This is a genomic window from Bacteroidales bacterium, from assembly GCA_035299085.1.
Lineage (GTDB): Bacteria > Bacteroidota > Bacteroidia > Bacteroidales > UBA10428 > UBA5072.
The window spans coordinates 121,222-141,839 of the sequence record DATGXG010000027.1 but is presented as its reverse complement, the minus strand read 5'-3'; the positions used below and the strand labels follow the sequence as shown (position 1 = coordinate 141,839).

The following is a 20,618-nucleotide window of genomic DNA, read 5'->3' as shown; positions in this document are numbered from 1 at the left end:
TATCGTATGGATAGGAGAGTGATTCTGTATGTAGATGATGAACCCATAAACCTTAAAATTTTTTCACTTGCCTTTCAGAAGAAATTTAAGGTTGAAGTTGCTGATTCTGGTGTTGCCGGACTGAAGAAACTAGACCACCTACCCGAAATAAGCATAGTTATTAGTGATATGAAAATGCCCGGAATGAATGGAATAGAATTTATAAAAGCTGCCAGGTCCAATTATCCTGATCGTTCGTATTTTATCCTTACCGGATTTGATATTACATCCGAAATTTCAATGGCTATACAGGAAGGGCTGATTCATAGTTATTTCCGAAAACCTTTTAATCTCACTGAAATTGAAACGGCTATTCATCAGTCACTAAAAACGGATAGTTAGAACTTCACGCTTATTTTCACATTCAACATTCTCCCAGTAAGGTAATTGGGAACGGCAAAAACATTGGGTATGCCTTCCTGGTTTCTTACCGTCCGGATCCATTGAAAGGAGGCTTCATTTTTAAATCCGAACAGGTTAAATATTTCTGCTGTAAAGGATATATCCTTAAAAGTCCGGGATACCCGTGTTTCGCCAAAACGATTGGACATCAATGATTTTGTTATTCCAATATCGATCCTTCGATACGCCTGTAAATGATAGTATTTTAAAGGATTATCATAGTTATAGGAATTATAGGGAAGACGGCTGCCGAAATATACGTTCAGATTAAGCCTGTAAGAAGGATTGCTTGGAAAATAATCCTGGAAATACAGTCCGAAATTTACAAGCTGGTCAGAAGCCCTCGGGTAAGATCCATAACGGTCACCAATTCGGTCTTCCCGGGTCCGAAGGAATGATAAAGAGGCCCATGATTCCGCATCTTTGACAAATTCACCGTTTATTTTGAATTCAATGCCTGTGGCATAACCCTTTGCCGAATACTGTGGCAGGTATTGTATATCCACATCATCAATAATATAAGGCACCAGGTGATTCAGGTTTTTATAGTAAACTTCTGAAGTAAGTCTGAACGGTCGGTTCCACATTAAAAAATCCAGGTTCATACCTGCGGTGAAATCGATTGACCGCTGAGCTTTTATCCGGGGGTACAATTTTCCCTGCGGATCCCTCATTTCTTTATAGAACGGTGGCTGATAATACCACCCTACGGCGGTGTGAAAGCTAATCTTATTTTCCCAATCAGGAATAAAAGTGACCCGTACCCTGGGGCTCACCAGGAACTGTTCGTTGGTAGTGAGATAATTAAACCGGATACCTGCATTTACCAGAATCTGTGTTTCACCTGCCTGCAGGTTTACCATATCCTGTACAAAGCTGTTGAACCGGTTTGAATTAAGCCTGTTTTTTGCATTGACAACGTGCTGCAAAGTTATTGCTTCGTCGGAGTAAGGCATTGTAAAACCAGCCGAATCAATCATTTCCCATTCCTTCAGCCTGTCATCAAATGATTCATACTGAACTCCGATTCCCCAGTTGACCTGGTGGTTACCTGAGGTAAAGGTTCCTTTATAATTCACGTTCATAATCGTTGCATCCAGGAAATTCCTGGCATGCAACAGGTTCCCTCCATATCCGAGGTTAAGAATACTGTCCCCTGCCGTTTTTGATCCTGGTGTATTGTCAAGTAAATCAATCCAGTACTGTCCTAAAATATCATATGTTATTTTCTCGGAAGTCGAATAAGAAGATGCAGTTAATCCCATTGACAATTTATCGCTAATCCTGTAGTTAAGGCTGAGTGCGCCTAACATTGTGGCAAACCGGTCTTTTTCCTGTCCTTCATAATATATTCTGAAATTCAGAGGTTCCTGGTACGTTCCGAAAGCCGTTTCCCTCGATTGAGGAATCACATTGTATGTATTTACCGATGCGTTGCCAAGGAAAGATAACTCCAGTTGCGATGTGACATCATAGGTAAGGAAGGTCTGGAAATCAAAAAAATTGGGTTTGAAATCCCCTTCGGTCTGCATGCTTTTAATCAGGTACTGGTTGCTTTTATAACGGATCCCTGTAATATGAGTGAACCGGTTTTTCAGTGCGGTTCCTTCCACATGGGCTGATGCACCCAGCAAACTTGCGGATGCACTGGCACCAAACGCAACCGGTCGTTTATATCGGATATCCAGCACGGAAGACATTTTATCACCATATCTGGCATCGAATCCGCCTGCAGCGAATTGGATGGAAGAAACCATGGACGGATTGATAAAACTCAGGCCTTCCTGCTGTCCGGCTTTTACCAGGAGCGGTTTGTAAATCTGGATACCGTTGACATAAATAAGGTTTTCATCAAAGTTGCCTCCACGAACGGAATATTGTGAACTCATCTCATTGCGGCTCGAAGCACCCATGGTAGTCAGGATGGATTCAATATTTCCGGATGGAAGCGGAAGATGCTCCACAGAACCTATGGTTATTTGCTGAAGTGCCTCAGCCCGGTCATACCAGCTTTCCACAACAACTTCACCGACCTGTCCAGGCAGCGGACTGATCTTTGTATTTATTCCAATCGTTTCGCCGGGTTCCGCAGTTACAGTTAATGTGTCTTTTTTATAGCCGACGAATGAAAATTCAATTTGCACCTGTTTATTTGCAGGAATTACAAGCTGAAATGATCCATCCGCATCAGCAACGGTACCTTTCCTTGTGTTAAGATCTATAATGGACGCCCCGGGTAAAGGACCGTTTTCATCGCTTACGATTCCTTTGACAGTTGCCTTTTGTTGAGCAGAAAGAAATGCAGTTGTACATAGTAAGCCTGCGATAAACAATAATGACTTCCGCATTTCTTTTGTGTTTTCCGGTTATTGGTTTTTCCGGTGTTTAATCTTTTCTTTTGAAATCGCCCCGTTTAAGAGCTTTAAAAAACTTGGCCCATGCAAACGGATTTAAAAGCTGGTACGACGGATTTTGGCCCTGGATAAACGTTTGTTGGTACTGCTGTTCCATTATATACCTGAAATTGGCCCTGGCACTTGGTTCATGATCCATGATAATCTGTGTTCTGATGAGGGCTATGTTTCTGCGTGCCCGCTCCATATCATCCGTAGGAAGATTAAGATTGACAAATGCTTCCCTGAATTCTTCATAGCTTTTCCAGGGATAAATCCTTGCTTCTCTTATTGCCAGTGTGTCCACCCTGAGAATGATATCCATATTATAAAATTTCGATGGCAGATCAGTGGGTATCTGAATGTATTTCGTTTTATATCCGACACTTGAAATCAGAACTGAATCAGCTTCTTCAACAACCAACGAGAAATTTCCGAAATTATTGGATATGGCGCCCCTGTAATTATTCAGCACTAGTATTTGTGCAAATGGCATGGGTTGCAGCAACTCATTTTTAACAGTTCCGGTTAGCTGCACAAGTTTTTTTTCCTGAGCCTTTGTTGCACTCACTAAAAAAACAAGAATCACAATGGTCAACAAAGGCCGCTTATTCATACTTATTATTAATTGAAAAACAGGGGCTGCGTCTCACATACAAGGGCCCAAAATTAAGTAAAATAAAAAAAATTAGCTAATTTTATATAAAGGTTGAATAATCAAATCCCCTGCACTATGTTCAAGGAGAAAGATATAAAGATTCTGAAAGAAAAGGGAATTTCAGCTAAGGAAGCTGAAAACCAGGTTGGTTACCTCAGAAAAGGTTTTCCTTTCATGAAACTTGCAAAAGCAGCAAGCATTAACCAGGGTATTAAGCAGCTTAACGACAAGCAGCTGAAGGAATTCGTTTTATTTTATGAAAATTCGTCTGACTTCACAAAAATGAAGTTTGTTCCTGCATCAGGTGCTGCCACCCGTATGTTTAAGGCCTTGTTTGAATTTGATGAACTTTTCAGGCAGTCTGATTTTGATGCTAAAATCCTATCCAGGGAAGCCTATAAGCATGTTAAAGAATGCTTTGACAGGATAAAAGATTTTGCTTTCTATCCTGAGCTTGAAAAAGCAGTGGAAAAACAGTCGACCACCGTACCAAATGCATTGAAAAATAAGGATTATCACATTGTATTGTCGGCCTTGCTTACACCCCAGGGAATGAATTACGGCAATCTTCCGAAGGGCCTTCTGACTTTTCACCGGTATGGAAAACACACACGCACTGCCGTTGAAGAACACCTTGTTGAAGGTTCAGGATATGCAGCCAATCAGGGGGCTATGGTAGATATTCATCTGACAGTATCTCCCGAACATCTTGAATCTTTTGAAAAACTATTGAAAAAAGAACAGAAGAAATACGAGGAGGCCTACCACGTTAAATACAGAATCACTTATTCGGTTCAAAAACCTTCTACCGATACCCTGGCTGTTGATGATAAGAACGAACCCTTCCGCGAATCGGATGGCAGTCTTCATTTCAGACCGGGCGGACATGGTGCATTACTCGAAAACCTGAATGATATCAATGCGGATATTGTATTTATTAAAAATATCGACAACGTAAGTCACGACAGAAATAAGGCGGATACCATTCTTTATAAGAAAGCGCTGGCAGGAATGCTGATCCGATACCAGGAAAAGATTTTCGGGTACATGAAAGAGCTTGAAAAAAAGAATACAAATCCTGAATTTTTAAAAGAAGTTACGGCATTTCTAAGCCAGGAACTTGGAACTACGGTCACCAACAAGTTCTTGCAACAGCAGAATCCGGCTGAGTACCTGTTTAATAAGCTGAACAGACCTCTCAGGATATGCGGAATGGTGAAAAATTCAGGCGAACCCGGTGGCGGTCCCTTCTGGACGATTGATTCAGACGGAAGTAAATCGCTTCAGATTGTAGAATCTTCACAGGTTGATATGCATGACCCCGAACAGGCTGCCATACTTAACAGTTCAACACATTTTAACCCGGTGGACCTGGTGTGCGCATTAAAAGATTATAAGGGAAGGAAGTTTAACCTGATGAACTACCGGGATGCAAATACGGGTTTCATCAGTAAAAAATTTAAAAATGGCAAACCGTTGAAAGCCCTCGAACTTCCCGGCCTGTGGAACGGATCGATGGCGCACTGGAATACTGTGCTCGTTGAAGTGCCCGGCAGTACCTTTACACCGGTAAAAACCGTATATGACCTGTTACGGCCCGAACACCAGGAGACCGTATGATCATTGCCGTTAATACACGCCTGCTTATACCTGGTAAAATCGAAGGTATAGGCAGGTTTGCACTTGAAACGTTAAGGATAATTACACAAAATCATCCGGAACACCGGTTTGTTTTTATTTTTGACAGGCCTTATTCGGATGAGTTCATTTTTTCATCCAACATTGTACCGGAAGTGGCTTTCCCTCCTGCGCGACACCCTTTCTTATGGTATGCCTTTTTTGAATCCGGCGTCCCCCGTATTCTGAAAAAATACAAGCCGGCTTTGTTTCTGTCACCTGACGGATGGCTGACACTGCATACCAAAACCAGGTCATTGCCTGTAATTCACGATCTGAACTTTTTCCATTATCCTGATTTTATTCCCTATACGGTAAGGCAATATTATAATTATTTTTTTCCGCGTTTCATCAGGAAGGCCGATCGTATTGTCACGGTTTCTGAGTATACAAAAGCGGATATCATAAGTAAATTCAATTATGATCCGGCTCGTATAGATGTTGTATACAATGGCGCTTCGGGCTTCAAACCGGTTGATTCCGATGAAAGGAAGCAAACAGGGCTATGTTATGCAGCCGGGTGTCCGTTTTTTTTATCTGTCGGGCTTATTCATCCGCGCAAAAATATTTCCGGGCTGATCCGGGCGTACGGGTTATTCCGGCAGTCAAACCCGGGGGAGGTAAAACTTGTCATAGCCGGTGCACGCAAATGGTGGACGGCAGATATGCAGGAAGCTTATGATTCATGTGGATTCCGTGACGATATTATATTCACGGGAAGGCTGAAGGATGAAGAATTAATTAAGCTGATTCCGGCAGCTCTGGGGCTTATCTATGTTTCATGGTTTGAGGGATTCGGAATCCCGGTGCTTGAAGCGATGTATTCTGAAACGCCTGTCATATGCTCATCCACCACTTCACTTCCTGAAGTGGGCGGAGATGCAGTGCTTTACGCGGATCCTGCAAGTCCTGCATCGATTGCCAATGCAATGAATTCGTTATATAAAGATAAAGATCTGAGAGACAATCTGATTAAGAAATCAATAATCAGGCGCGAACTATTCACCTGGCAGCGTACGGCTGATAGGTTATGGAAGAGTATTGAAAAATCATGTGAAAGTTTGTGATCACTATTTTGTAATTTTGCGGGAATTTAATTTACAGGATTATGCCATTGAACATTCCCGATCAGTTGCCGGCTGTTGAGATATTACAGGACGAGAATATTTTTGTAATGAGGGAGACAACTGCCCGTCACCAGGATATACGGCCCCTCCGGATTGTAATTCTTAACCTGATGCCAGTAAAGACAACTACTGAGACCCATATTCTGAGGTTGCTTTCCAATTCGCCGCTGCAGGTTGAAGTGACCCTGTTGCATACAACGGAACATATCTCCAAACACACATCGATCGAGCATTTGAAAACGTTCTATAAAACCTTTGACCAGATCAGGGATAAGAAATTTGACGGAATGATCATTACGGGTGCTCCGATCGAACATCTTGATTTTGAAGAGGTGGATTACTGGGAAGAACTTAAAGAGATCATGGACTGGGTGCTGCATCATGTAACTTCCACCATGTTCATATGCTGGGGTGCACAAGCCGGACTTTATCATTATTATAAAGTGCCTAAATATCCTCTGCCAAGGAAAATGTTTGGCGTTTTCACGCACACTGTCAATAATCCGAAGGTTCCGCTTGTGAGGGGCTTTGATGAGGAGTATCTGGCTCCCCATTCAAGGCATACTGAAGTCAGGAGAGAAGACATAGAAAAAATACCCGATCTTGAAATAATATCTGAATCTCCTGAGGCCGGTGTTTATATGGTGAAGAACAGGGGCGGCCGGATGATTTTCATTACAGGTCATTCCGAGTATGATCCTGAAACACTTAAGGATGAATATGAAAGGGATGTAAACAAGGGTCTTAAAATTGATATCCCTGTCAACTATTTTACTGATGACGATCCTTCAAAACCTCCCAGGGTGAGATGGAAAAGTCACGCCAACCTGCTCTATTATAACTGGCTTAATTATTACGTTTACCAGGCTACACCGTTTAATATCAACGAAATCCAATAATGTGCCAATGTACCAATGTGCCAATGTGCTAATATGCTAATTAGAGACCGTTTTCATTAGCACATTAGCACATTAGCACATTAACTCATTAGCACATTTTAATCCACTCCCTCGCATTCACAAATGCCTGTATCCATGGGGAGACTTCGTCATTTTTCCTTTCTTCAGGGTAGTGCGCCCAGTTCCATGGGAATATGGCTCTTTCGAGGTGAGGCATTATGGCCAGGTGACGTCCGTCCTGTGAACAGATTCCGGCTACATTATAGTCACATCCGTTCGGATTGCCCGGATATTCGTCATAGCCATATTTCATTGGTATGTGGTATTCCTTTTCATCCTTCGGCAACACAAAACGGCCTTCTCCGTGAGCCACCCAAATGCCAAGACGTGTTCCGGCCAGGGAGCCAAGCATCACCGAATGATTTTCTAAAATATCCACAGTGAGAAAAGCCGATTCAAATTTATGTGAAGCATTATGCAGCAACCTGGGTTTCTGATCATGTTCAGGATTGATAAGATCAAGCTCTGCCATGAGTTGACAGCCATTGCATACACCAAGGCTCAGTGTATCCTTTCTCTCATAAAAGCGCTTCAGCGTTTTACGGGCTTCATCATTGAAGAGGAATGCACCTGCCCAGCCTTTTGCACTGCCAAGTACGTCCGAGTTGGAAAAGCCGCCGACGAAAACGATAAGATTTATGTCGTCCAGTTTTTCCCTGCCGGATATTAAGTCGGTCATATGCACATCCTTCACGTCGAAGCCGGCGAGGTACATCATATAAGCCATTTCTCTGTCACCGTTGACGCCTTTTTCGCGAATAATAGCTGCTCTAATTCCTGAAGGGGCCATTCGCTTTCTGTCGAGGCCATAATCAGCCAGATTACCTGTAAAACTCCTGTTGAATGTAAATTTAAGAGGTTGTTTTTTGTAATTAACATACCTCATTTTGGCTAAAATCTCACCGCACTGATCCCTGTCCAGCAGCGAAGAAGTTTTAAACCATGTATCTCGCATTTCTGAAATTTCAAATGAGAAGTTCTTTCCCTTTTTGGTGATATTCAGATGGCCGTTTTCAGATGAATGCCCAATATTGAAATAAGTAATGTTCTTGTCTTTCAGCAACTTTTCAGCTGTCGGATCTTCCACCTGGATAATTATTCCCGGGTTTTCGCTGAAAAGTATACGGATAACGTCTTCTTCTTTAATCGCATCCAGGTTGATATCCATTCCTGCCGTTTGCGAAGGGAAACACATTTCAAGCAGGGTCACAATCATACCGCCGGCTGAAATATCATGTCCGGCAAGAATGAGATTCTGACTGATCAACTGTTGTACCGTTTCAAAAACTTTAACAAGTAGTGACGGTTCCCTGACAGTCGGAGTTTCATTGCCGAGAGTATTGAGTGACTGTGCAAAGCTACTGCCACCAAGTTTAAAAGAATCGCCTGATAAATCAATATAAAGAAGGGAAGCGCGGGGCCTTTTCCTGATCACAGGCTCCACTGTTTTTCTGAAATCAACCACTTCACCGGCAGCAGAAATTATGACTGTACCGGGACTGTATACAACAGAACCGTCTTTGTATTTCTGAGTCATGGATAGGGAATCCTTACCTGTTGGTATGTTGATTCCAAGAGCCACAGCAAAATCGCTGGCTGCGCTTACCGCTTCATATAACCGGGCATCTTCACCGGGTTGACGGCAGGGCCACATCCAGTTTGCGCTGAGTGAAATTCCTCTCATTCCGCCTTCAATCTGTGCCCACATGATATTGGTTATGGCTTCGGCAATAGAAAGCACTGATCCGTTCGCAGGGCTTATAATGCCAGCTGCAGGTGCATGTCCTAGTGCGGTTGCAATTCCTCTGAAGCCCGCATAATCAAGGGCAGTAACAGCCACGTTATTTAAAGGAAGCTGGATTTCACCGCAGGTTTGTTGTTTCGCTATCAAACCTGTCACGGAGCGGTCAACTTTATTGGTCAGCCAGTCTTTGCAGGCAACGGCTTCCATCTGCAACAGGTCTGAAACATACTCCTTAATCCGGGATACTTCGTATTCACTTTCCCTGAATTTCTCTGTCACATGGGCATCCTGCATCACAGTTTTCGGGGGATTGCCAAAGAAATCCTCAACCTGCAGGTCAATCGGATTTACCCCATCGCGGTTGATGAATGTGAACTGGTTATCACCGGTTACTTCTCCAACGAGATAATGAGGCGACCGTTCACGATCAGCTATCCTGTTCAATAAATCGACATCTTTATCCTTCATTACAATTCCGATCCTTTCCTGAGATTCATTACCGACAATCTCCTTGTCGGAAAGCGTGGGATCTCCGATCGGAAGTTTACCGATTTCAATCCGGCCGCCGGTTGCTTCCACCAGCTCCGAAAAACAATTCAGGTGGCCTCCTGCGCCATGATCGTGTATTGATATGACAGGATTATTCTCTGACTCTGCCATGGCTCTGATCGCATTATATACCCGCTTCTGCATCTCGGGATTCGACCGCTGAACCGCATTCAGTTCAATTGTATGCCCATATTCACCCGTTGCTACTGAAGAAACAGCTCCGCCTCCCATGCCGATCCTGTAATTGTCACCTCCAAGCAATACAATTTTGTCGCCGGCATTAGGGGCTTCTTTCAGACTGTGCAGTTTATTGCCATAACCGACACCGCCGGCAAGCATAATGACTTTGTCAAACGCCCAGAATTTTCCGTTTTCAGAATGTTCAAAAGTCAGAACGCTTCCGCAAATCAACGGTTGTCCGAATTTATTTCCAAAGTCGCTGGCGCCGTTTGAAGCTTTGATCAGTATCTGCTGAGGAGTCTGGTATAACCATTTTCTTGCAGGAAGCGATTTTTCCCATTTCCTTCCGCCGTTCAGCCTCGGGTAAGAGGTCATATAAATGGCAGTTCCTGAAAGAGGCATAGCGCCTTTTCCGCCTGCCATCCGGTCTCTTATCTCTCCTCCGGTTCCTGTTGCAGCTCCGTTAAAAGGTTCTACAGTTGTAGGAAAATTATGAGTTTCAGCCTTAATTGAAATAACGGTTTCAATAGGCTTTAATCTGAAGTAGTCGGGTTTATCCTGAGTATAAGGAGCGAACTGCAATACATCCGGCCCCTGCATGAAGGCGCAGTTATCTTTATAGGCCGAAATAATACGGTTTGGATGCACTGCCGTAGTCCTTTTAATTAACTGGAAAAGGGAAGAACCTTTAGCATTGCCATCGATGACAAAAGTTCCGTTGAAAATTTTGTGACGGCAGTGTTCCGAATTTACCTGTGAAAAACCAAAAATCTCACTGTCGGTGAGTTTACGGCCGATTTTTTCAGAAAGCGATTTAAGGTAATCGATTTCTTCACTGCTCAGAGCCAGGCCTTCTTCATTATTATATGCGGCAATATCTTCGATATACCGGATGGGATCAGGAGTATGCCGGATTGTGAAAATATCCTGGTCGAGGTTTTCGTACCATGCCTGGAGCATACTGTCGTAATAGTCCTCTTTTGAAGCCTTTACAAATATTTCAATTCTCTCGATGTTTTTAAGTCCCATATTCTGTGTAATCTCCACAGCATTGGTGCTCCAGGGTGTTATCATTTCCTTCCGGGGACCTATGTAACCTCCGGTCAGACTCTTTTCACCTGCAACCCTGGCGTTGTCAAATAACCACTTTAGTTTTTTGATTTCCGGATCCGTAAATTCCCGGTTGGATTTTACGGCATATGTAAGTTTTCCTGATTTGAAGAAGACTATCATTATCTGGTTTTAATAGATTTTGTAAAGTTAGTAAAACGAGTCAGTACACCATTATCTTTTCTACTTTATTGTTTCTCAGGTATTGCCTGATGATTTGCTGAACCTCCCTGTTATCGGGGTATTGTTTAATACATTCATGAAAAATTCCGGGGTTGTCCTCAATAAATGAGGGGGCAAAATAACCAAATCCGATGTATTTCCCGTTTTCAATTTTAATTACCGATTTTTCAAAAGCATTTCTTCCTCCATCTATAATAAGCATATTCCGGATTCCGAAATTATATTCATTGATTACTTTCATCGCCCGTTGGTTGTAAATCAGGGCAGGTTCCTTTCCTATGCAGGCACCCCTGCATGCGCCTATTTCAAAGTGAAAACAATTGCCCTCGGTAGGGTAGACACCACATAATTTCTGACATAATGAATACTTCTCGATCATATGGCAAAGAAAATTATTGGCTTCGGCTTTTGTAGTAAAGCAAACAAGGGGCGACTGTTCATTCTCGGTTGTTTTAGCTATTGAAAAACGGATATACCCGTTTTCATCCGTATAATTGACAAGCTCATAACGGAACAGCGATCTTCTTTGCCTCCGGTTAAACAGGGGCTTATGTTTTTTAATCTCATAGGATTCTTTCAACAACGCAATCAGTTCGCTTCCTGTGCATTCACAATCAATATCTGCAACCTGCGTCTGCATTTTCATTGCCTTTGATGTGGTCTTATTTGAAAAGTGCGACATTACCCGACTCTTGATATTCCGGCTCTTCCCGATGTAAATAAGTTCGGCCTCCTGGTTATACATATAATAAACGCCAGGTTCTTCAGGCAGGTTCCTGATTTTATCCGGGTTAAGAGAAGGATGCCTGAAAGAACCCATTGTGGTTAATCCGCAAATATAATTGGTGCCGATGTTCCGCTCAGTATCCAGGAGTATGTCGAAAAGAATTGCTGTAGCACTTGCATCGCCAAGTGCCCTGTGTCTACCGTTAATAGAAATATGCAGATCGTCGCATAGCCTGCCAAGGCTGTATGATGCATGCCCCGGAATGATCTTCCGGCTAAGGCGAACCGTGCAAAGCTGTTCGCGTTTATAATCATATCCCAGGCGCTGAAACTCACTACGGACAAATCCATAGTCGAATGACACATTATGAGCCACAAAAACAGCATCCTGGGTTATTTCTACCAACTTCCTGGCAATTTCATAAAACTTCGGGGCATCGGCAACCATCTCATTTGTAATGCCTGTAAGTGAACTGATATGTTGCGGGATCCGGCACTCAGGATTTACAAGCGTACTATACTCACTTATTATATCTGAACCGTTATGTAATAATACCGCTATTTCGGTGATTTTATCCCTTTTGGGGTTACCACCTGTGGTTTCGATATCAATTATGGCATACATGGATGCCACAAATTTATAGGGTTCGGACAAAAAAAAACCGGCGGAGGCCTGCCGGTTTATTAACAATTTATGAAATGGTTTAAATGCCTTTTGCAAGGAAGAATGAACGGATGGTTCCTAAAAATATCCGTACATCATAAAAAATTGACCAGTTCTCTACATAGTGCTTGTCAAGTTCCATCCATTGATCAAAAGTAACACTGTTTCGCTCAGGTATCATCTGCCAGGTGCAGGTGATCCCTGGTTTTATGCTTAACCGCTTCAGATGCCATTCTTCATGGGCTGATGCCTCGTTGGGAACAAGTGGTCGTGGCCCTATTAACGACATTTCACCTTTAACCACGTTGAGCAACTGGGGTAATTCGTCCATAGCTGTTTTCCGCAACAACCTGCCAATGGGTGTTATCCTCGGGTCGTTTTTCATTTTAAATGCAGGGCCGTCGGCCTCATTCATGTCTTTTAAACTGGCCTTGAGTTGTTCTGCATTAGCTACCATTGTGCGGAATTTATAGATGTAAAATTTCCTTCCTCTCAATCCTACTCGTAATTGTTTGAAAAATACCGGTCCCCGGCCTGTAAGTTTAATGGCCACGGCAATCGCAATAAACAAGGGCGACATCAGAAGCAACGCGAGTGCCGCAAAACTGGTTTCCCATAGAGTTTTATACAGATAGCCATATGTCTTCCTGGGATTGGTTTCCATAACAAGCATCTTATGCTTTCCGATATACTGCGTCCTCTGAACTTTAAGACCCGGGAAATTTCCATATTCAGGAATCAGCAACGACACACCATACTGCCGGCAGATATTCACTACCTCGTCAGAAACAGGCTTAGGCATGCAGGTTAAACAACATAGTATTTCGTCGACCACATCATGCCTTAAAAGGCTTCTTATGTTAGCCCTCAGAGGATAGATCCTTGAACTGTATTTGAAATGCATCCTTACGACAGGAGAATCGGTAAGGATATAGGTGATCTGTAAGCCTGATTTTGATTTTATAATATACTCAAGCATATCAAGATTGAACTCGTCAACCAGCACCATTAATTTCTCCGGTTGGTTATACATTCGTTCAATTGATCGGGTTATGTTTTTAAGTGTTTCCACGTTATTTGTTTTACACCAGATCATACTTGAGCCACCCTGTAAATGTTGGATAATTGTTATAATGACATGAAATTCATTGACGAATTGTTGAAAAAATACTTGCAAAATTTTGTTTTTGATTAACACGTAATATATCTTAGAGCTACCTAACTGTCCGATATGGCAAAGGATATGTTAGTCACACATATATGACTATTGGACAAAAACAAATTACCTGTAAAAAAAGCTGACAACAATCAGTTTTCATCAATTATTATTCAGATAATTTTGAACTGTGGAGTATTGTGTTTGTGCTGAATTTTTTTATATGTTTGCCGAACAAATTCAATGACTGAAAAGAATCATATCCGGTGATTTTCAATGATTAAAATTTGATTGACTAATCCGGGAATTGATGCCTGATAATAAAACTCATTATTATTGATAAACAAAAAGTAGCTATGCCGGAATTTTCTATGAGAAAGAACGAGTCGTTGGAAGAGATGGTAACCAGACGGAATAAAAGGTTAAAAGGTCTTTTCTCAAGATTTGGAATTAATGTCAGATTGGTGGGAGATGATAACAAACCCGCTGTAATCAAAGATGAAGCTATTGTACTGTCATGTTATGTGAAAAATTTCGATCTTCATTTTACCAAAGAACCTTTTAGTGACGAAATCCTGAAAACCGTTAAGCTTAAGCAGGAACCAGAAATTACAAAATTTGAATTACTTGAAGTACTCGAATTGTGTCAGCATCGTCCTGTTTTCAAGGTAAAACTTGATGGCAGCGACCTGTATCTCGTAGGTTATAACTACCTTAATTCAGAAGATGCGGTTGGCAGGTATCCGGTATTTGCAAAACACAAACCGAAAGTTTATTTTGATTACGAGTATGCCCAGAGTGTTGCTGAAAACCTCAGGACCGACGGCTACAGCGTAGTAATCGAATAATTTCCTGAATCTGGCCCGCCATAAGGCGGGTTTTTTTGTGCTGAAATTCGTAAGCAAGCTACATTCGATAATTAGTTTACGTTAGATTTGCATTATGAATTTTACTTCCCTATGAAACACCGGGATAATTCCTTTTTTGCTTTCCCTTCGACTATAGGTAAGAACGGTATTCCCGATATCGATTATCGTCAGATCAGCGAATTTCTATACGATCAGCTGATTGATGCCTTCATTTTCTTTAAAGCAGAGGTTCCGGTTGACTGGAATCTTTATGCTACATCATCTGAAAAAATAAATGTATTTGCCGACGGATTTATTGTTGCCCAGGTAAATGATGCATTTCTTAAGCAATGTCAGTTCGATGATGAATCAGTAAGAGAAATATCAGTAAGGCAATTATTCGGTAGCGAATTCGACACCAATACGGAGGCTTTTGCGTCTCTGATCTCCAAACACGAGTATTTCGGTGAATTTACAATGCCCAGGGGCGACGGACAGGTTACCTGGGTCGAAGCCAATTATCGCTTTGTAAAGGATGAAGCAAATCATACAATTGGAATAGTTGTTGTACAGCGGGATATTTCACAACGAAAACTGGCATACCGTGCACATGCCGAAACCGAGGAAAGCCTGCGCAAAATGACCCATCTATCTTTTCAGGCTATTGGCGTTATTAACAATGGCAAAGTGATTGATGTAAACAAGGCAATGGAAAAACTTACCGGTTACAGCCATGTTGAAATGGTTGATGGTCAGATACTTTCTGCCTGTTTTAAGCGGAAGGACTCTAAAATCCTGTTCAGCAAAACATGGAAAGAAACACCGGGTACGCTTGAAATTCTATTATATCGCAAAGACAGTAAAGCCATCAATGTTCAGGTTGAAACTCAGGTAATCACTTACAAAAATCAGCTTCTTCATGTAATCGGTATCTTCGACATCACAAATCGCAAACTGATTGAAGAAGAAATTATCAAACTCTCCATTGCACTCGATCAAAGCGCCAATGAAATTATCATTACCCATAAAAACGCGGCCATTGAATATGTGAACCGTTCTTTTACTAATGTAACCGGTTATCTGCCTTCGGAAGTTATCGGTAAAAACCCGAGGATATTGAAATCAGGCATGCACACAAAACAGTTCTATAAAGAAATGTGGGCAAAACTGGTGAAGGGACAAAAGTGGGAGGGCGAATTCCTGAACAGGAAAAAGAATGGTGAATTATACTGGGAACAAGCTACAATAACCCCGATTCGCAATAAACAAAGTGAGATAATCCGTTATATTGCCATTAAGGAAGACATTACTCTCAGGAAAAAGGCAGAGCAATCATTAAGAGACAGCGAAGAGAAATTCAGGTCAATGGTTTCAAATATTCCGGGTGTTGTATACCGGTGCGCCACCGACGATGACTGGACGGTACTTTTTATTACCGATGCCATTGAGAACTTAACCGGTTATAAAGCTGCCGATTTTGAAAAGAACCAGAACAAATCCATGGCAGGAATTATACATCCGGATGATCTGTCACATGTGAGGGAGGCTGTAACGGAAGGATTACGTGATTTCAGACAGTTCAATATTGAATACCGTATACTCACGCGGTACAAAACCGTTAAATGGATATCCAATAACGGTAGGGCTGTAGTGGACGATCAGAATAATATAAAATGGGTTGACGGATTTCTTCTTGATATTACGGAAAGGATCCAGGCACTCGAGGAACTCCGAAAAGCAAAAATAGCCGCCGAAGAAGCCAATAATGCCAAGAGTGAATTCCTTGCCAATATCAGCCATGAAATTCGTACCCCTCTGAACTCGGTTCTTGGTTTTACGGAACTTCTTGAAGGTCTGACATCCGATAATATACAGATTAAATATCTCAACAGCATCAAAGCAAGCGGAAAAAACCTGATGATGCTGATCAATGACCTGCTTGATCTTTCAAAAATCGAGGCAGGAAAGATGACGCTACACTTTACTTTCTTCGATATCCGCAGATTGCTCGATGAAATAAGGAATGTGTTTTCATTGCGGGTAACCATTAAGGGAATCCGATATATTGAAAAAATCGAAAACCGTTTTCCGGCCGAAATCAAATTTGACGAGGTCAGGTTACGGCAAATCCTGATTAACCTGGTTGGTAATGCTGTTAAATTTACACACCAGGGAGAAATTAAAATTATTATTAAGGCCACTCTTAAAAATACAAGCGGTGTCCGACCTTTAATGAAGCTTGATATCAGTGTCACAGATACCGGCATCGGTATTCCCGAAAGTTCTTTCAGGCTGATTTTTGAATCATTCAGACAGCATTCACAGCTGGATTCAAGAAAATATGAAGGAACCGGACTGGGCCTGGCTATAACAAAGCGACTTGTTGAAGCCATGCAGGGAACAATCAGTGTTAAAAGCCAGGTAGGACAGGGTAGTACATTCCGTGTGGTTTTCAGGGACGTTGAGTATTCTGAGACTTCAATAAATGCGCTTAATTCTCCGCTTCACCCTGAAAAGAAATCTGATTTGGTGAAAACTACAGGTTTTACTGACAGACCCGGGAATATACTTGATGGACATGTGGATTTGACTTCAATCAAGAACATTGATTACAATCTGCTCGTTAAACGTTTTGAAAATGAACTCACCAACAGGTGGAAAATGTTTGAGAAAAAGCAACCTTTAAGGGATATTCAATCCTTTGCCCAGGAAATCTCCAATCTGGGCCGCAGTTCAAAGCTTGATTTCATTGCATCTTACGGCGACCAGTTATTATCGACTATTGAGAATTTTGATATAGAGGAAATGCGGCTCAAATTAGACTACTTTCCGGATCTGATCAAACAATTGAAAAACATTGGCCATGAAAATAAATGAACAGAGTATCCTCATTGTGGATGATGTGCCTAAAAACATCCAGTTGCTCGGAAGTATATTGAAGGAGGAGGCATACGATCTTGAATTTGCAACAAGCGGCAAAGAGGCTCTTGAATGGCTCGATTCAAAACAGTTTGACCTTGTTTTACTCGATATCATGATGCCTGAAATGGATGGTTTCGAGGTTTGCCGCCGGATTAAGGAAAATCCTCTTACTCGTGAAGTATCCGTGATCTTTTTAACTGCCAAAGCTGATTTCCAGAGTATCATACAGGGTTTTGAATCCGGTGCTGTTGATTATATCACCAAACCATATAACCGCAAAGAACTGCTCATCAGGGTAAAAACGCACCTTACCCTTCAGCAGCAGCGAAAGCAACTGGAGCAATCAACAGCGTTTGAGAAAAAGATATTTTCGATTATCGGCCATGATCTCAGAAGCCCGATGGGAAATATCCGTACTTACATTGACGCATTTCTTCAGATCAATAATAACCTGGATGAAAGTGTCCTCACCCTCTTAAAAGATTTATACCTTCTGTCGGATAATGCTTTCAACCTGCTTGAAAACCTTTTGAACTGGGCGAAAACTCAGTCGGGTGGAATAATTTGCCGGCCCCAACAGGAGAATATAGCCTTTCTTGTTAAAAATGTTCTTAATTTATTCGCACTTCAGGCTGATAACAAGCAAATCAGCCTCAAATATGAAGGCGAAGATATTGTTGAAGGATACTATGATCCCGAGCTCATTTCAGTTGTCATAAGAAACCTTGTGTCTAATTCTCTTAAATTCACTCCGCACGGTGGTTCTGTAATTATAAGGGCCCAACAGACCATTGTAAATAATACAAAGCGGCTGCTTGTAAGTGTAACGGATACAGGAACCGGCATGACAGCCGAAGTAATGGATAACCTGATCAATAAAAATATCCATTACACCACATATGGTACGGATAATGAAAAGGGATCCGGGCTGGGGTTCCAGCTTTGCAAAGAATTTGTTGCACTAAATGGCGGATCGGTGTGGATTGAAAGCGCTCTCAACGAAGGAAGTGTTTTCTATGTAAGCCTTCCTGCATCGGCCTTACAGTGACTCAACTGAGAAAGCTCAAAGTTGGCCTGAAAACCGATAAAAAGGCGTCTTCTACCTGTTTTCCAAATTTATTACTTATAACAGGAAACGGGTTTTCATGAGAATACGGATAAGGAAAATCAAGTAATGTAAATTTCTCCCTGCTCAGTTTTTCACCAAATGCGGCCTTTATTCCGTCAGACGGCATGATTCGATCCGCTTTCAGGCCAATGATCATCAGGTTATCTGAAAACTCGTTTAATGCCTTTTCGCGTTTCTTTTTTAAACCATCAGAAGTCAGAAGCGCACTAAAACTGCGACCGAAATTATGATCCAATAAGGGATCAATCTCTTTTGAAGGTCTACCGAGAGTTACAGAATGGCCAACATAAAACTGTCTTAGGGTTTCAAAAGCCACACTATCCATTATGAATCTTGAAATTCCACGGATATAACTGAACAGGGATCCGCCCGCGAACAGCACAATCCTCGAATTCTTAAGCACATTGCCCGGATTGCTGATCATGAGAGTTTGAAGCAGCATGCAACTGATTGAATAAGCAAACAAATCAACTGTAGTGCCTTTGCCAAAAAGAGGATGATTTCCTGCATCAATTTGTTTCATCAGGCTTACCAGGTCCATTGCACTTTGAAAACCGGAAAACAAAAAACGTTCAGGATGATCTGTCAGTCGCTCACTTAAAGCCAGGTTAACCACGGTTGCATCCTTAATGCCCGGATACTTTGCTTTTCGCTGTTCCAGCGGAACCGACATTTTTCTAACATCCATCCAATCGGGCAATCCCCTGTTGATATGAAAAGACAACGGGAAAAGAATGACTGCTTTGCCTGTTTTTGAGGCCAGGAATTTTGCACCTGTTAAATGCTTGTGCCAGGTCCTTTCATTTAAACCATGCAGTAAGATAATCGCCCGGCTTGTTTTGTATCTATGCTCAGGAAATATCACCGGGTACCTGAAATTGTAATTTTCCGGAATATTGGTATCCTCCTCATTGTATTGACATTCAGGGTATGAATTTTTTGACGTAAAATCAAAGTTGCGGATAACCAGTTTGCTGTTGCCTATGGGAATTGAATCCCCTTTCAGATTGAAGCACGACTTAAGTTCTTCGTATTCTTGTATAAAATTCATTCAGGTCTTTTCAGCAAAATAAGACCATCCTCAAATGATTAATTATAAAATGGTTCTCATGCACCTGTTCAGGGATAATACGTCAAATCAGGGGGTGAAATTCTTTTATAAGGGGTGAAATTCTCCATCACAAGCCTAATATTTTTCACCCCATACTAAAATTGTTTACTTTTGATTCTTATATAAAGTGGATATGCTACCCTGGGAAAAAAGGATACCCGATTACCTAACAAGTCGCAGAAACACAGTTAATTTTATTCTGTTTACGGCAGGGTTTGCGCTGATCTTCATCAATATTTACTCACCTTTTGGGGCTGACAAATGGCTGAATGTCGGAGCAGCGGAATTTTTCCTGTATTCAAGTATAGTGATTCTCATAGGGATGCTTGTGATTGTCATCAGCCGCATACTGATGTATGTGTTTACAAAAAGAAATTCAATTACCTATGGTGCATATGGCCTTTGGATAATAGGTGAAATTCTCATTCTTGCACTTGTTTACACATTGATCCAGTGGTTTTTTCTACATGTAAAAAACGATTTTTCCCAGGTTTACAGGAACTCAGTCCGAAATACGAGCTTCATCATTATGCTGCCTTATGTAATTTCCTGGTTGTATTTATCCTTTAAGGATAAGTATACGATTCTTGAAAGAATGGAAAACAGCCTTTCCGGCTCCGGCTCCCGCATTCAGGAGACAAAAAGTGTTTCGGGCTTTTCAATGATACCTTTTCATGATGAAAAGGGCATTCTCAAATTTTCAATAAAGAAAGAAGATGTATTGTATATTGAAGCCGCTGATAACTATATATTCATTCATTATATTGACCGGGATAAGCCGGCCAGATATATGATCCGTACAACATTGAAGCGGATTGAGACTGAACTTCCCCATGCCGGTCTGATCCGCTGTCACAGGTCTTTCATGGTAAATATTGACAATGTGAAGTATATCCGCAAGGAAAAAGAAGGACTTATAATTGGATTTGAAGCACCCATCACTGTAAATGTTCCCATATCTAAAACTTACCTGGAAGGGATTATCCGGAAAATGTCAAACTTCGTGGAAACCGAGAAATAATCTATCATTAACAATATATT

General features: G+C 41.7%; 14 protein-coding genes. 8 read left to right on the top strand and 6 right to left on the bottom strand.

Going from position 1 to position 20,618, the window contains the following annotated elements; all coding sequences use genetic code 11:
* The first annotated feature begins 6 nt into the window (after window positions 1–6).
* A complete protein-coding gene (locus VK179_09230) occupies window positions 7–381 on the top strand; it encodes a response regulator (GenBank protein HLO58910.1) in 375 nt (124 codons plus the stop codon).
* On the opposite strand, the gene VK179_09225 is transcribed toward VK179_09230, so the two are convergent.
* The gene (locus tag VK179_09225) at window positions 378–2,789 is read right to left on the bottom strand and encodes a carboxypeptidase-like regulatory domain-containing protein (protein ID HLO58909.1); all 2,412 of its coding nucleotides are present in this window, start codon (window positions 2,787–2,789) and stop codon (window positions 378–380) included. The two genes, VK179_09230 and VK179_09225, sit on opposite strands and share 4 nt — an antisense overlap.
* Before the next feature lie 37 nt (window positions 2,790–2,826).
* Window positions 2,827–3,450 (bottom strand): carboxypeptidase-like regulatory domain-containing protein, encoded by a 624-nt coding sequence (locus VK179_09220; GenBank protein HLO58908.1) that lies wholly within the window; start codon window positions 3,448–3,450, stop codon window positions 2,827–2,829.
* A 117-nt stretch (window positions 3,451–3,567) separates the two neighbouring features.
* Between VK179_09220 and VK179_09215 the strand changes: the two genes are divergently transcribed.
* The 3 genes from VK179_09215 to metA are packed head-to-tail and all read left to right on the top strand — an operon-like array spanning window position 3,568 to window position 7,195.
* Window positions 3,568–5,112 carry a DUF4301 family protein gene (locus VK179_09215; GenBank protein ID HLO58907.1) on the top strand — a complete coding sequence of 515 codons (1,545 nt, stop codon included), beginning with the start codon at window positions 3,568–3,570 and terminating at the stop codon, window positions 5,110–5,112.
* A complete protein-coding gene (locus VK179_09210; protein ID HLO58906.1) occupies window positions 5,109–6,236 on the top strand; it encodes a glycosyltransferase family 1 protein in 1,128 nt (375 codons plus the stop codon). Before VK179_09215 ends, VK179_09210 begins: the two co-directional genes overlap by 4 nt.
* A gap of 41 nt (window positions 6,237–6,277) precedes the next feature.
* Complete coding sequence (gene metA, locus VK179_09205; GenBank protein HLO58905.1) at window positions 6,278–7,195, top strand: homoserine O-succinyltransferase; 918 nt, start codon at window positions 6,278–6,280, stop codon at window positions 7,193–7,195.
* An 88-nt stretch (window positions 7,196–7,283) separates the two neighbouring features.
* Here metA and purL read toward each other — a convergent pair whose 3' ends face one another.
* The 3 genes from purL to VK179_09190 all read right to left on the bottom strand — a co-directional run bounded on the left by purL (window position 7,284) and on the right by VK179_09190 (window position 13,483).
* Entirely contained in the window at window positions 7,284–10,961 is a 3,678-nt protein-coding gene (gene purL, locus VK179_09200) for a phosphoribosylformylglycinamidine synthase (GenBank protein ID HLO58904.1), read from the bottom strand.
* Between the two features lie 40 nt (window positions 10,962–11,001).
* Window positions 11,002–12,372: an exonuclease domain-containing protein gene (locus VK179_09195; GenBank protein HLO58903.1), complete on the bottom strand. Its 1,371-nt coding sequence runs from the start codon at window positions 12,370–12,372 to the stop codon at window positions 11,002–11,004.
* Between the two features lie 79 nt (window positions 12,373–12,451).
* On the bottom strand, window positions 12,452–13,483 hold the full coding sequence (locus VK179_09190; protein ID HLO58902.1) for a sugar transferase: 1,032 nt from the start codon (window positions 13,481–13,483) through the stop codon (window positions 12,452–12,454).
* A gap of 440 nt (window positions 13,484–13,923) precedes the next feature.
* On the opposite strand from VK179_09190, the gene VK179_09185 reads away from it, so the two are divergent.
* The 3 genes from VK179_09185 to VK179_09175 all read left to right on the top strand — a co-directional run bounded on the left by VK179_09185 (window position 13,924) and on the right by VK179_09175 (window position 18,385).
* Complete coding sequence (locus tag VK179_09185) at window positions 13,924–14,415, top strand: hypothetical protein (GenBank protein HLO58901.1); 492 nt, start codon at window positions 13,924–13,926, stop codon at window positions 14,413–14,415.
* 111 nt (window positions 14,416–14,526) lie between these two features.
* Entirely contained in the window at window positions 14,527–17,292 is a 2,766-nt protein-coding gene (locus tag VK179_09180) for a PAS domain S-box protein (GenBank protein ID HLO58900.1), read from the top strand.
* Entirely contained in the window at window positions 17,279–18,385 is a 1,107-nt protein-coding gene (locus VK179_09175) for a hybrid sensor histidine kinase/response regulator (GenBank protein HLO58899.1), read from the top strand. The genes VK179_09180 and VK179_09175 overlap by 14 nt, the downstream gene beginning before the upstream one ends.
* A 1-nt stretch (window position 18,386) precedes the next feature.
* Here VK179_09175 and VK179_09170 read toward each other — a convergent pair whose 3' ends face one another.
* On the bottom strand, window positions 18,387–19,517 hold the full coding sequence (locus tag VK179_09170; GenBank protein HLO58898.1) for a DUF6051 family protein: 1,131 nt from the start codon (window positions 19,515–19,517) through the stop codon (window positions 18,387–18,389).
* A gap of 193 nt (window positions 19,518–19,710) precedes the next feature.
* Between VK179_09170 and VK179_09165 the strand changes: the two genes are divergently transcribed.
* The gene (locus VK179_09165; protein HLO58897.1) at window positions 19,711–20,598 is read left to right on the top strand and encodes a LytTR family DNA-binding domain-containing protein; all 888 of its coding nucleotides are present in this window, start codon (window positions 19,711–19,713) and stop codon (window positions 20,596–20,598) included.
* The last annotated feature ends 20 nt before the right edge of the window (window positions 20,599–20,618 follow it).